The organism is Xenorhabdus khoisanae, from assembly GCF_001037465.1.
Classification (GTDB): Bacteria; Pseudomonadota; Gammaproteobacteria; order Enterobacterales; family Enterobacteriaceae; genus Xenorhabdus; species Xenorhabdus khoisanae.
Window position 1 is genome coordinate 1 of sequence record NZ_LFCV01000144.1, and the last position, 14,539, is coordinate 14,539.

The following is a 14,539-nucleotide window of genomic DNA, read 5'->3' on the forward strand; positions in this document are numbered from 1 at the left end:
AGATGTGTATAAGAGACAGCTATTAATACCAATACCTATTAATCCAATAGGGATAAGCAATATGACTCCCGAAAAATTGTCCGCTATAATTATTACACCTAATGAGACAATTCATTATTCGGAATTAAGGGAGCACTATTATGAGTACAGCAAAATTAGTCAAAACCCAACCTTCTGGCCTGCTTTATACCCGCAATAATGTTGATGAAGGTGTTAAACAGAAATCGATTGCCGCCTTGAATCATATGGTGATCCAATTTATCGATCTATCCATGCTGACTAAACAAGCCCACTGGAATATGCGTGGCCGGAATTTCATTGCTATTCATGAAATGCTGGACAGTTTTCGCAGTGCCATTATTGAGCATCTGGATATATTTGCAGAACGCGCGGTTCAATTAGGTGGCACAGCGTTAGGAACCGTTCAGGAAGTGAGTAAACGTACAACGCTGAAAAGTTATCCAACAGGCATTCATGACGTACAAGATCATCTGAAGGCACTGGCAGATCGTTATTCCATCGTCGCCAATGATATACGTCAGGCCATTGTTGATGCGGAAGATGAAAACACTGCGGATATGTTTACTGCGGCCTCTCGTGATCTCGACAAATTTTTATGGTTTATCGAAGCAAACATTGAGCAATAAAATAAAAATATTATTTTTCAAAATGTTAAGGCCACATTTGTGGCCTTTTTTACATCTTTGTATACAATTGATAAGAAAAACATTTAAAAACAGCAGTTATATTCTAAAAAATTACACTAACCTTTAAAAAAATCGTTTTTCTCTCTATAATCCCGGTTTGATTTAAAAATAAACATGAGGACGCCATACAATGGATATCGAAGTCAAAGACTCTAACGGCGCATTGCTGAATGACGGTGATTCAGTTCAGGTGATCAAGGATCTGAAAGTCAAAGGGACTTCCAAGACCCTGAAACGTGGAACATTGGTCAAAAACATCCGCCTGACTCATCGCGAAGATGAGATTGAGTGTAATGCTGATAAAATCAAAGGGTTAGTATTAAAAACCTGCTTCCTGAAAAAAGTAGGGTAAATAACAGTTACAAACCTGTTTTTGGTTAAAGGATAAATAATGTTAACTTTTACATTATTTATCCTTTTTCATTAGCGCCAACGCCTGTTCCGATGGCACATCAGGCCGCTCAATAGGAAATACAGGCAAAGCATTCAACAAACGTGGCCCATAACGCTTGGTCAATAAACGATTGTCATAAATCACCACATCGCCATAACACTCATGGCTACGAATTAACCTTCCCACTTGTTGAATCAAATTGAAGGAAGCACTTGGCAGGCTTTGTACTTCAAAGGGATAACGTTTCAACGATTTCAACCATTCGCTTTCGGTGATAATGACCGGATTGGTTACAGGCGGGAATGCAATTTTATGAATATGTACCTGAGAAAGATAATCACCTTTTAAATCCAGCCCTTCTGCAAATGACTGCAATCCAATCAGAACGCTTGCTTGCCCTTCATCAATCCGCTTGCAATGCGTTTCTACCAACCGATAACGGGGCTGATCACCCTGTACCAATAACATCAACCGCAAATCTGTCACAAAAGTGAGGAAACCTTCCATTGCACGCTGGCTGCTAAATAATATCAGCATTCCCCGATGTTTCCCGTCTATCACCTGCGAACGGAAATAACGCGCCATTTCCTCAAGATGCTGCATCTCATTCTGAATTGTCGGTTCTTGTGTCATTTGGGGAATAATCAGGCGCCCCTGCCGTACATGCTCAAAAGGCGATGACAGAGTGATAAAACGATCATCATAGTTTTCATGTAAGCCAGTCAGTTCCTGAATACGAGAAAAACTATTCAGTGAACGCAATGTCGCCGATGTCACCACAACATGGGGAATATTACGCCATAGGAGCTGAGTGAGCTGTTCGCTGACCCGAATGCCTGCACAGTGAAAATAGAGGTGTGATTGGTTTTTCTCATAGCGGCGTGTTAACCATTTTGATATCGGCGCATGGGAAGATTCTTCCTGCGAGGCCAAACGCCACAATTTAGCCATATTCTCAAAATAGCCCAATGTCCGGCTGGTTTGTAGGATGGCACGATGCAGCCGGACAATATCCTGTTTAGCCGTTTGATCGTTCAGGTCATTTAAAATCGCTTCTGCTAAACCACGTAATCCATCGGTGAGCTTAAATAACTGCTGACAACACAACAGCAAACTATCCGGTAATTTTCCCAGTTCGAATAAATATTCGTCCGCTTCACCGCGTTCAGGCAATAGAGCCTGTGTTATCATTGCCAACTCCTTAAAATGTTCACGGATTGCTTCACAGTGAGTCTGCAATCGTGTGACATTTGCCAACGCAGGCGGTTTGGTTGGACGGAATTGAATCAGATACTGCTCCACATGACGGATAAATAAATCTAACTGCCCATTAAGCTGGAATAACGTAATTTCCCCTTCAACTTCCAGCGAATCCCTTGCGACATCAGGGATATGATGCCCTTCATCCAATACCAACAGCAGATTTTTTGCTTCCGGTAAAACGGATTCACTTTCCAGCGCAGCCATAACCAAAGCGTGATTGGCAACGACAACATCCGCATCGTCAATCTCCCGACGGGCAAGAAAAAAGGGACAACGATGATAAAACTGACAATTTCGTGCCAGACAGTTCATCTTATCCGTACTGACTTTTGCCCACAGGGAATCCGATAACGCCAGTTTATGGTGATCACGCAGGCCATCCCAGACAAAAGTTGAGTAATCATTACGCAACCGACGACATAACTCACGCTCTTCACTATTGGCGATTTCCGTTTTCTCTTCGACCAGAAACATCAGATCAATCTGTTCTCCCTCTGCGGCACAAATCGCCTCCAGATTACGTGGGCAGACATAACGTGCACGGCCGAAAGCGCCCGTGAATTTCAGATCAGGAATAATCTTGCGTAGCAACGGCAGGTCTTTGCTGTAGATTTGATCTTGCAAGGCAACATTGGCCGTACTCACCACCAATGGTTTCTGCTCTGCCCGGCTGACGGCAATCCCCGGAATCAGGTACGATAAAGTTTTCCCTACTCCCGTAGGCGCTTCTATTACCAAATGCCGCCCTTCTTCATCCGCCAGTGTTTTTGCAACTTCTGCAATCATTTGACGCTGAGGTGCACGTGGGATGAAACCATCAATATGGATGGATAATGCCTTATACCATTGGCTAATTTGATTTTTTATTGAACTGGAAAGTGCCATAAGTTTTACTGCTTAAAAATTGGAGGGCTATTCTCCCATAGAGTGAGTATCAAATCAGCTTTATATACTCATGACTGGGAAGTTGTTCCCAGCGTTCTGGCTGTTTTACTGTCAATACGATAAAAATGGTTATTGCTTGTCTGAAGTATAGAAGCCGATATACTTTTGGCTTTCTATCTTTTGGCATGTTTATGGCTGTTATAACGCTTTATTAAAAACCTTATTGGATACAGAGATGAAAAAAATCCTGCTCATTATCATCATACTATTTTCTATCGGCTCAATTGGTGGCGTCTTTCTGGCAGGGTTGAATATGTACACCCGCTCCACAACACCAGCAGAAGAACCACAACAGACTCAGCAGGAAAACGCCCCAGTAGAGCAACAATAAATAAATTAGCTTTTATCGCAATACCTGATATTACAGCATCCATTTTCGACAACATATCAGGTTGTAATATCCAGTATGACGACACCAGATGAGGAAGCTCATGAAAAATGAATATTTTGTCAGTCCACAATGGCTAAACGAGCATCTCCATGATGAGAATATCGTTATCGTTGATGCCAGCGCCCCGATGCCTACTCAATCCATCGATTATCATCAACTCTGGTTAGATAAGCATATTCCCGGCGCTCAGTTCTTTGACCTTGATAAAGTTGCCAATCTACAGACCAACCTGCCTCACATGCTGCCAGAACCAGAAACTTTCAGTCAGGCGGTTAGTAAAATGGGCATCAGTGAAAACCATCTGGTGGTCATTTACGATCAGGGAAATATGTTCTCTGCTCCACGAGCATGGTGGACATTCAAAATTTTTGGTGCCCGCCATATCCGCATTCTGGAAGGCGGGTTACAAGGCTGGCAACAGGCGGGTTATCCAACCGAATCAGGAGAAGTTGTTCATTCGCCCGACGTGTTTAATGTTCAGTTTACCCCCGAAAAAATTTGTTCTCAGGCGCAGATCCTGAATATCCTGCATAAGAATGAACCGATACAGTTTATTGATGCCAGAGCGGAAGACCGTTTTCAGGCAAAAGTGCCAGAGCCTCGTCCCGGCTTAAGAATGGGCCATATCCCCGGTGCTAAAAATGTTCCGTGGACAGCATTGATTGATCATGGAAGTTATAAACCCGTAGAAGAAATTGCGGCAATTTTCCACAAACAAGGCGTTGATTTAAACCAGCCGATTATTACTAGCTGCGGCTCTGGAATGACAGCCGCCGTCTTAGTATTGGGGCTTGATATGATTGGTCACAAAGAAGTTGGATTATACGATGGTTCTTGGGCTGAATGGGGAGCTGATGATTCACTTCCATTAGAAAAATAACGATAGTAAAGGGCATCGAAATAACATGCCCTTTCTTGTTATTTATCATATGAATTGTGAGCCTTAAGATAAGTCTATAAAATTACTGATTAGAAATTTTATGGTATACAAATAGGACAAGCATCGCGCCGATAACGGCAATAGAGAAGCTGCCCAAATTAAAACCATCAACTTTTCCCATTCCAAAGAATGTGCTGATATACCCTCCCACAACAGCGCCCACAACGCCCAGAATCACTGTCATAATAATGCCGCTGTTGTTATTTCCCGGCATAATCCACTTAGCAAGGATCCCGGCAATTAAGCCAAAGATAATCCATGACAGGATACCCATATACAACCTCCGAATCTGATTAGATTATTTGTTTAAGAGTCAAGTTACGTTTCTATGCCCTAAGTTAAGACACTAGCCAAAAGAATTGCAAATCAGAAAGGAAAAGAGATTTTCCAGTTATTAGGAATATTTATAGGATCGGGTGAATTTAATAGCTTTCCATAATAGTGATACACCCTCTGTTTTCATTTTTCAACTGTAATGAAGATGTCTTCATAGTTACATCAGGCCATCAGCGCACACCTGAAACAATCGGCGGTTATCTATATTGATGAAACCACCCATCAACGTAACGGCGAGAAGGCCACGCGTCGGGTCTGGCTGCTCAGTGGCAGCGGCGCGGTTTACCAGAAGATCCGCGCTTTCCGTAAGTTTTTGCGATGAAGAAATGGGAATAAAGGAACAATATGTTCGCTATTTTTTGTTTTGACATACAACTGACAGTGTATATATTAAGCGGCTATTTTTAATTCATAAGAATTGGTAAAGATTTTGCACTTACCTGAAATTAATAAACTAAACATATACCCTATGTATTCCAGAGTGCCAACAACGCTGCAACTTGAAGGACGGGTATAAATGCAAAGTGGTCATTCTCACAACATGCCGCTTTAAGGAACAGGAGTCAGTTGTGAAATCGTTTGAATATTATTATCAGTGGGAACTTGATTACTTAAGGCAACTTGCAAAATCTGCGCGTGAAGAGAAACCACATCTTGAAGATGTACTTAGTGGCAGGGATCCTGATGCTGAAAGGGTTAATGAGGGTTTTGCTGCTTTAATGGCCCGTTTGAGTCAGAAGGTAGGTGATGCCTTCCCTGAGTTGACTCAGCCGTTACTGCAAAAATTACGGGCACAGCCGATCAAAGGTATTCCTGCGACCAGCATCATTCAGTTTGACAGTGGCGCACAGGGGGATTTTGCTTTTTCCATTCCGGCAGGAACAGAAGTTCATACTCATCATCGACAGCCATTTGTCACTTGCCGGGAATGCCCTATTGAGCCTTTGATATTAGTGTCACGTGACATAACTCATCAAGTACAGACAACTAAAATCACCTTAAAATTTCGTTATATTGGTAAGGAAGAGGAGTGGCTGACCCAGCCGATTAATTTGTTCCTGAGTAGTGATGAGCAAGTTGCTGATGCTCTGATGCTGGGGCTGACTCAATATTATGAGGGTGCTGAACTGCATCACGATGGGCAGGTGTATAAAGCGCACGGAGATCGGTTTGAACCACGCTCAGGTGCTTCCCGATTGGTTCTGTCATCTGCTACAGGAGATAACTGGGCACCACAACTGTTGATTGAGTCCCTTTATCTGCCACATGTTAACCAATTTCTGAATTTACCTCTGCCGACAATGGCAAAGCGATTAAAACTAGCAGAACATCGTGAATTCAGTGTCGTCCTGACTTTGAATACCGTATTGCCGTTGTCAGCAGCTCAAATAAAGTCTGCATTCCAGCTTCATTGCGCACCTGTGGTTAATATGGCGCGTAACAGTCAGGTAACTCTTCCCTTTACCCCGGAAACAGCTCGCTATCATTTACCCTTAATGCCGACTCAGGGTGTTCTGCATATTGCAGGTATTGAACTAAAAAATGAGCCAAACACAGAAGAGGAAAGACGCGGGGATGAATATCGGTTTTATCCGGTCAGCCTCCTGACAGGTATGGAACGTTATCACCCAGAGTACGACAAAGCTTGGTTCTATGCGCTTGAAGTCAGTAAAGATGCGCTGGGCAGAATACAGTACGAGCTGATTTTCTATGGCAGTAAAGCGGAGTTGATGCGTAAACCACCTGAGCGCGAGTTCATCTGCCATTTTTATGGTTTCGAACAATATCAGGCACCTCTTGTACTGGGCGAGATCTGCCAGACGGGAGAAAATGTTCCCGAAGTTTTTCAATTAAAAAATATCACTCCCACTTCACAAACTTATCCTCCGATTGTTGATAGTCATCGTCACTGGGATTTGTTGTCGCATTATTCTGTCGGCAGTCATTTATTGGAGATGAGCGCATCAGTCAAACAACTACTACAGGATTTTGATCTGTATGCAGATACTGATCGCACGTCCAGCCGGAATATCCGGCGCATGATCGGCGGGATTGCCAATATAAAAGCAAAATGGGGTGACAGGATGATCCGGGACAGACCCGTTCGTTGCCTGCTGGTTACCCTGATGCTGGATGAAACCGCTTATACCGATGCTGGCGAAATGTATCGATTCGCCAATTCACTATACCAATTCTTCCCGTTCTGCCTCTCCCAAGGGACATGGCTGCGAATGCGCGTGCTCAACCAACCCACAGGGACGGAATGGTATCTGTCACCTTCAATGATTCAAGGTTATCGCTCAATTATGTAAGGAGTTTCTACAATGGATGGATTAGTTTTTACGTGTCAGGTAGGTGCCCTGCCGCAGACAACGTTTCAGGTAGTGAATTTCAGCTTACAGGAGGGGTTATCACAACTGTTTCACCTTTCTATGACAGTCGTCAGTTCCTTTGACAACGTGGCACTCAATGAACAATTGGGTTCCAGTGCTTCTCTGACGGTGATTAGGGATGGCGTCATTGAGCGAACCGTTAATGGTGTTGTGGCCGGAGCCGAGCAAGGCAACACCGATGGCCGACAAACCTATTACACCTTTATTATTCGCCCTGAAATGTGGCTGATGACGCTCAATCAGGATAGCCGGATTTTCCACCATCAATCCGTGCCGGATATTCTTAATCAGTTATTGAAAGAAAATCGCATCAGGGCAGACAACAAGTTCTACAAAGATCACCAGCAGCATTCGATACGGGAATATACCACCCAGAAACGCGAATCCGCTTATGAATTCTGGTGCCGGCTGGCGGCGGAAGAAGGCATCATGTTCTGGTTTGAAGAGGACAAACTGTTTTACAGCAATTCCCACCTCGGCATGTTGGCGGCATTGACGTTGACCTACAACGTACAAGCAAACACGGATAACAGTGACTCGACAGCATGGCAGTGGAATTACGGCGAATATCTGTGCCCGGATGAAACGATCCATAAAGATAATAATTTCCTTCGGCCTTCCTACCCTCTGCAACATCTGGCTGCGTCAGATGATGGCGGGAACCATTCTGTATTTGAGAGCTATGGCCGTTTTCAGATGGATGCAGAAGGTCGCCCTTTCACCCAACTGCGTTTGGAGCAGTTGCAGAACCAGAGTAAAGTCGGCAAAGCGAGTACCAACTGTATTAAATTAAGACCGGGACGGATCTTCGTTCTGCAATCCCACCCGATTGCAACGATGAATGATCGCTGGCAGGTGGTTACTGTCACGCATCAGGGGCATCAACCACAAGCCTCCAGAGATGCGGGTGAAGGAACAACCTTAACCAATCACGTTACTTTTATTCCGGGCAGGCAGGATTGGCGTCCGCCTTTCCGATATAAACCGCTGGCAGATGGAGATGAAGTGGCAACCGTCGTGGGGCCGGAAGGTGAAGAGATCTACGTTGATAAACATGGCGCTATCAAAGTTCATTTCCATTGGAACCGTTACGATGAAGCAGATGACCGTGCTTCCTGCTGGGTGCGTGTAGCGCAGGGATGGAATGGTGATGGCTATGGTTTTATGGCAATTCCGCGCATTGGTCAGGAAGTGATTGTTTCCTATCTGAACGGGGATATTGATCGCCCAATCGTCACAGGCTGTACCTACAACGGGCGCAACCGCCCACCGCTGGATCTGCCGGCGGAAAAAACGCGTACTACCTTCAAGACCCACACCCACAAAGGCGAAGGTTTTAACGAACTGCGTTTTGAAGACGCGAAAGGCAGCGAGGAAATTTATATCCATGCCCAGAAAGACCAGCTTATCCAGATAAACCACGATAAAACCCAACGCGTTGGTCATGATGAAAGCCACCATGTACTGAACAACCGCAAACATGAAATCGGCAACGATGAATTCATCCGGATCATGCATGAACAGCACATCCAGATTGACCTGAACCAGTTTGAAACCATCACCAAAGATCGCAAAACCCGCATTAACAACAACTGGCAGGAAAATATCTTTGCTGATCATTTACAGGAAGTTGGTCGAGATAAAACCGCTAAGGTAAATAACAACTATACGCTAAACGTCGTGAATAACATCCAAACCCTGACGAAAGTCCATACCCTACAGGCCAGCGAATCCGTGCTGATCAAAGGCAAGGCGGGGTCGATTATGCTGGATGGTTCAGGGGTGACAATCACCGGCAAAATCACCCTGCAAGGGGATGTTTCGGTCACAGGGGGCAGCCCGGGCACGGTGCCATCACTCAGCGGATCAGCCAATGAAGGGTTGGCAATGGCTGAGGATTGCCGGGAAAAAGCCCGTAAGCAGCGGGAGTCATCAGAATAATGTCCTGGATACCCGATTATACCGAACATTGGGTGGTGGATTATTCCTATGCCACGCAACAAGGTGAACACTACTCTGCCCGGGCGATTGTCCATGCAACGAGCAGACCACAGGCTCTGTCGGCGCTGGTGGAATATGTCCTACAGGCGGGACATTCACCGGAGCAATACCAAAATATTCAGCCGTTGCCTGAATACCTTGCCACCAGCTCTTGTGTCGAATTGCCGCTATTGCGGCAGTTCCGGCAGGGGGTGGAGCGGAATGCACGGGTGATCCCGCTGAACGAACACAATATCAACACCCTCTTGCCTGCCGAGCGTGGCGTATTGCAGTTCTCCGTGACGGAAACCATGCCTGCCAGAGAGAGCGGGCAATACCGCTATATGGTGATTGATGCCACGGTTTACCGTCGGGTCATGGGCAGTTTTATCGTGCCTGACCTGATGGTTTCCAACCTGCGATGGGAAAGCCTGTTTCAGGGAGAAACCCAAATCACGCTCGAAGACAGCGCCCCTTATCTGGTGGAATTAACCGATGACACCACGATTCACTCTGCTTTTCAGCAAAAGATCACACAGCCGATAACCCCGGAACCGGGAATTTTTATCGACAGTGACCAGCCATTCCCCGTAATCCGTAATCACCTGCGTAAATTCACCTACCTGAGAAATGAACAACAACAATCATGGGTGTTTTACCGCTTCTATGTACCGCAAGGCTTGATCCCGCTACTGAAAAGCCTGCCGGATGAACAACTGATGCACTTTATGCGCCCGATAACGCGCATCGGTTATTTCGATAGCCAGACGACGCAGTACTACGCCCTTTCTTTGGCTGAAAACACATTGGATCAGGAGAAAACGGCACCCGTGACAATCAACTCCTATCTGATGAACCTATTGGCGGGGCAAACCCAAGAGCGGGCAGTGGCTCAGATAGTGAAATTTATTGCAGAAACCCAACCTGAACTGTCGCCAGAACAGAAGAAGCAACTGCCAGTCTTTGTGGTGCAACAGGCCAATTTTGCTTGTCTGGCGGGTTTCGCCCATCAGCGTTCCATTCTGTATCTGGTAGCGGGCAGAAGTCTGGCGCGGGATAACGAAGAGCTCTGGCAGAGTGCATGGCAGCATGCCTGTACACAAGCACAGGCGCAAGAGGTGCGGGCGCTGGCTTGTTATGAGTATTGTTTTAAAAACCGGGCATTAAGTTAACATAAGGAAATAAGAGAAATGGAAAAATCGATATTGACGAGCGCGAATGACGCCCTTGAGACAGCCGCGAAAAAAGCGGAAAAAATATTTGAAAAAATTGTCGATGAGGCGAATGCACGCATACCTCATGAGTTGGATATGGATACCGTTGTCAGGCCATGTGACGCCAATATCCGGCCTGTTTATCCTGTCAGATATGCTTATATGAATTTTTTTGGTGACAAATGGGTAAATGCTCAATTACCGCCACCAATAAGAACTTTTATTGATCCTTATGATAATTCATTAAATGCAAGCGTTTTGGGGGGCTATAGCATTCGAATGCCAAGACCGGGTTGGATCTATGTCAAAGAAGAAGGGCCGATTAAAACCAGGGGCTCCCAACAGGATGGCAAGTTATTGATTTTCAAATTCAGCCCTGAAATTGTCACATTAGAGGGCAAAAGGGGAATGGTCACAAAATACACCAAATATGAGCAAAAAGCCGGAAGCTCATCGTGGGAAGAAATCCACCCTGCCAGCGGTACAGCGGGATTAGGCTATCCTTTTCTGGCAATTGATAAAGATGTGACCCGAATCAGCATTGCTTACAGTGAAGTCAAGCTGGCTAAATCTATCCTGAATAAGATGGATAACGATAAAAACTTCCGCAAGAGTGCGATGCAATTTGTGGATTTAGATAGTGAGGTATCAGATTATGCCATTGATGCCAGACAAGAACATTTCGACGGATTAGTGGAAGATTTCAAAGATCCTGAAAAACAATTTCAGGTATACAAAAATCAATTATCCGATCCGCTTTTACAATCTGCTGATTTGGGGGATATCACGACTGAAGGCAGTTTTCTCATGAATGCAGATATGGAAATGCGTTATATAGACAGTCTTATCTGCCCTTATTACAAAGATAAAGCGAAGATTGTGGTATTGCATGATCCTGTGGGATATCAGCGTGATATTTTGATGGCTTATGAGTTACTTAACCTTTGGCAGCTAAGTTATTCTGCAACAAATATTTATCCTCTTACGATAGGGCAGTTTGTCGAGATAATTGCTGCATCAAAAGATGAAAATATTAAAGAATATTTTAAAGAACATATACATCAGGAAAATTGGAAAACCTGGTGGCCTAAACTTACCGATCCCATTGTAGATGTAAAAAAAAGGCAGGAAAAAGTTCTTGAAATATACAAAGAATTTTTTGAAAGTCCGAATATTGCGGGTAAATTAGGTGGATTATCACATTATCTCAAGTACTTTTTTTCGTTAAGTGATAAAAAAAGTGACCTGACAGAAGAAGATGGTCAAGAGTTTGAAATATATTGTGATCTTATTGCAGAATTAATGCAGCCATTACAGAGAACAGCAGAGGGAACGTCGACATTAGAACATATTATTGGCGGTAAGCCTGCATTAGATGAAGGTGGTGCATGGTTTGTTATTAACAATGGGATCGTCAATACACTAGGACATGATGGTGCTAAAAAACCATTGATGGCAAAATATATAACAAAAGGAATAGATAAAGTTTTTAGTGCGACAGGTGAAGTACTAGGGAAGTTTCTTGCATTGGTAGCCGAAAAAATAGCTCAAGGTTCTGTCAGCTTATATGCAAAAAGTATTGAAAAAGTAAACCAGACTTTTACCAATAAAATGTTTAGCGTATTAGGAGTAGAAGAATATAAAGGGTCTGTTTTATTGACAGAAAAAGAAGTGGCAAAATTAATCAATGATCTGGAAAAATATAAACAACAGGGTCTGATAGGGAAAGCGAAAGAATGGGTAAAAAAAATCAAAGTCAACACTCAAAAAAAGGGAGGAAAGATAGTATTTAATTGGTCAAATAGGATTAAAAATTATACGGGAGATTTGAAACTAAAAATACCTACCATTAAAATTAACAGCCCAGAATTTAATATTAAGTTTATGCAACATTATGATAAGTCTCTTAGTATTGTACTGGATTGCAGCCTAACTGGATTTGATCTTATTATGAAAAGTTATACATTCTATACCTTATTGTCGCAGTCTGGCTTTGATAGAAATAATCCACTGAACGCGAATCGAAAAATTGTGTATTTAGCTTTTACTTACCTGAATACGACACTTGGTATGGCAGCTGCAGCACGCAATTCTTCTGAGCTTTTCGGGAAAGGGCTTGCAAAAGCAGAAGCACTGGCGAGAAGAATAAATCATCCTGCAGCAGAAGCACTATTAGGTGCTGCATCACGCAGGCTTATGTTAAATAGTACCTATATAAAACTGGTGGCAAAGGGAACGGTTGGGATATCTGGGATTTTAAGCGGAGCACTTTCTTATTATGATGCTTATCATGCTAGCGCTTTAGGTAGTCATAAGGAAGCGTATGCACATGTTGCTATTGGTACCGGTACGTTAATGATTACCGCTGGATTTTTGGGGCCATCACTTTTGGGCACAGGTGCTGGAGCAGCCGGAGCAGGGGCATTCTTTACCAGTATGATATGGGTAGGAATTCTAGGTATGTTAGCAAGCATTGTCTATTTATTTTTCTTTGGAAAAAGTCAATTGGAATATTTATTAATGAATTGCTTTTGGGGAAGTGGCGAAAAGTATTCTTTTTTGAAAATGGGCTTAAAAAGACCTAATGATATAGCAGATCAGTTCAAAGAAGTTTACCAAATGAATGATGAAATCATTAATGCATTTAAGGTAGAACATCAAGAGTTTTTGAATTTTTTTACCAGGCCAATATTAAAAAAAGAAAGTGATAAAAAAGGAAATATGGTTTATCGTTTTATGTTGCCAAATTTTCAATGGGAAAGATCAGAGTTAGTTTATCATGTATTACCATCATCTACTGTTACTTCCAGAAGTGATCACACCATTTATATAAATGAGCGTCATTACGCTAACGCTAAGCGGAGATTTGATGAATTAATGGAGCAATCCCTCGCTGAAGTAATTTATAAAAATGAAAATCCTATTGATGAAAATGGCATGCTCACTCTGACATTGGAAATAGAAGAAGAATATGCTCAATATCTCACGATTTTTTGGTATTATATGCCAAAAGAAGATGATATATCACCCTTGCGTTATCAGTGGGGAGAAGAGCTAACAGTCGAAAATGCGATTTATGGATATTTTGATGAGAAGGTATGTTGAATGATAAGATCAATAAAAAAGTGGCTAACCAAAAAGACAGACGTCAAAGTAAATAATGATGCCAGAATTAGCCAGCTATCAACTGCTTGCGATCCTTTCCTGGATGAAGATATTGGGATGCTGGATAAAGAACAAATAAAAACAGAGGGTTTTATTGACTTAATTGATGATAAAAAATGTGAAATACGATATAGTAGAGGTGGTTTTCGTGAAAAAGTTTTTCTCTCTTCTTTTGCTAGTTTTTTATTAGTTTTCTGTTTTTTTGTTGATAATTATATTACGGAATGGAAAGTTAATGAGGCTTTTTATTTAAGAGGTTTAAGTTATGCTAAAAGAGATTACGGTGAGAAATTTTACTTAAATCCTAACATCCCAGATTATGTTAAGAAATATGAATATATTGCTAATGCAAAGAGCATTTCATTTTCTCAATATTTTCATATTCGTTATACGGATAATGGTTTTTATAGCAAATCTACTGCTCAAAAGGATTTATTACTAGATGGTGGTTTTTTTCTATTTTTTGTTACAATCATTTTAATTCATCTAGGTTTATTATTTTTAATACATAAAATAGCTCCACTTGTTATTGATCGGAAAAAACAACTTTTTTATACTTGGCGTAAGGGAAAAATGTATGTTGCGCGTTATTCTCAAGTAAATGCTATTCATCTCTATGATATTCTGTATTTAAGAGTTTATGGCTTAAATGAGAATAACAAGTTGGTTATTTATGCTTTTGAACCTGAAACCCCATATTTACCTAATGATATAATCAGTAAAAAATATTTATTGGCTTTTATGGCAAAATATCTAATTCAAGGGAAAAAATCCGTCAGTTCAGTGGATTTTAAACGTCAATCAACAATAT

11 protein-coding genes are annotated in these 14,539 nt (G+C 42.5%); 9 read left to right on the top strand and 2 right to left on the bottom strand.

Going from position 1 to position 14,539, the window contains the following annotated elements; genetic code table 11:
• Positions 1–140: 140 nt before the first annotated feature.
• Entirely contained in the window at positions 141–647 is a 507-nt protein-coding gene (dps, locus tag AB204_RS17620) for a DNA starvation/stationary phase protection protein Dps (RefSeq protein WP_047964690.1), read from the top strand.
• A 190-nt stretch (positions 648–837) separates the two neighbouring features.
• On the top strand, positions 838–1,059 hold the full coding sequence (locus tag AB204_RS17625) for an alkylphosphonate utilization protein (RefSeq protein ID WP_047964691.1): 222 nt from the start codon (positions 838–840) through the stop codon (positions 1,057–1,059).
• 54 nt (positions 1,060–1,113) lie between these two features.
• Here the strand turns inward: AB204_RS17625 and dinG are convergent, their stop codons facing one another.
• Positions 1,114–3,249, bottom strand: a complete 2,136-nt coding sequence (gene dinG, locus AB204_RS17630; RefSeq protein ID WP_047964692.1) for an ATP-dependent DNA helicase DinG — start codon at positions 3,247–3,249, stop codon at positions 1,114–1,116.
• A 235-nt stretch (positions 3,250–3,484) separates the two neighbouring features.
• Between dinG and AB204_RS23100 the strand changes: the two genes are divergently transcribed.
• Together AB204_RS23100 and sseA are read left to right on the top strand one after the other, a co-directional pair.
• Complete coding sequence (locus tag AB204_RS23100; protein WP_167336750.1) at positions 3,485–3,640, top strand: hypothetical protein; 156 nt, start codon at positions 3,485–3,487, stop codon at positions 3,638–3,640.
• A 100-nt stretch (positions 3,641–3,740) separates the two neighbouring features.
• Entirely contained in the window at positions 3,741–4,580 is an 840-nt protein-coding gene (sseA, locus tag AB204_RS17635) for a 3-mercaptopyruvate sulfurtransferase (RefSeq protein ID WP_047964693.1), read from the top strand.
• Positions 4,581–4,662: 82 nt separating this feature from the next.
• Here sseA and AB204_RS17640 read toward each other — a convergent pair whose 3' ends face one another.
• Positions 4,663–4,914: a GlsB/YeaQ/YmgE family stress response membrane protein gene (locus AB204_RS17640; RefSeq protein ID WP_047964694.1), complete on the bottom strand. Its 252-nt coding sequence runs from the start codon at positions 4,912–4,914 to the stop codon at positions 4,663–4,665.
• 631 nt (positions 4,915–5,545) lie between these two features.
• On the opposite strand from AB204_RS17640, the gene AB204_RS21620 reads away from it, so the two are divergent.
• From AB204_RS21620 to AB204_RS17665, 5 genes are all read left to right on the top strand, one after another.
• Positions 5,546–7,288 carry a type VI secretion system baseplate subunit TssF gene (locus AB204_RS21620; RefSeq protein ID WP_072061471.1) on the top strand — a complete coding sequence of 581 codons (1,743 nt, stop codon included), beginning with the start codon at positions 5,546–5,548 and terminating at the stop codon, positions 7,286–7,288.
• Between the two features lie 12 nt (positions 7,289–7,300).
• Complete coding sequence (tssI, locus tag AB204_RS17650) at positions 7,301–9,310, top strand: type VI secretion system tip protein TssI/VgrG (RefSeq protein WP_047964695.1); 2,010 nt, start codon at positions 7,301–7,303, stop codon at positions 9,308–9,310.
• Positions 9,310–10,521, top strand: coding sequence for a DUF4123 domain-containing protein (locus AB204_RS17655; RefSeq protein WP_047964696.1), 1,212 nt, complete (start codon positions 9,310–9,312; stop codon positions 10,519–10,521). The genes tssI and AB204_RS17655 overlap by 1 nt, the downstream gene beginning before the upstream one ends.
• A gap of 18 nt (positions 10,522–10,539) precedes the next feature.
• Positions 10,540–13,668 carry a toxin VasX gene (locus AB204_RS17660; protein WP_047964697.1) on the top strand — a complete coding sequence of 1,043 codons (3,129 nt, stop codon included), beginning with the start codon at positions 10,540–10,542 and terminating at the stop codon, positions 13,666–13,668.
• On the top strand, positions 13,669–14,539 hold an 871-nt coding region (locus tag AB204_RS17665; RefSeq protein WP_047964698.1), incomplete at its 3' end, for a hypothetical protein.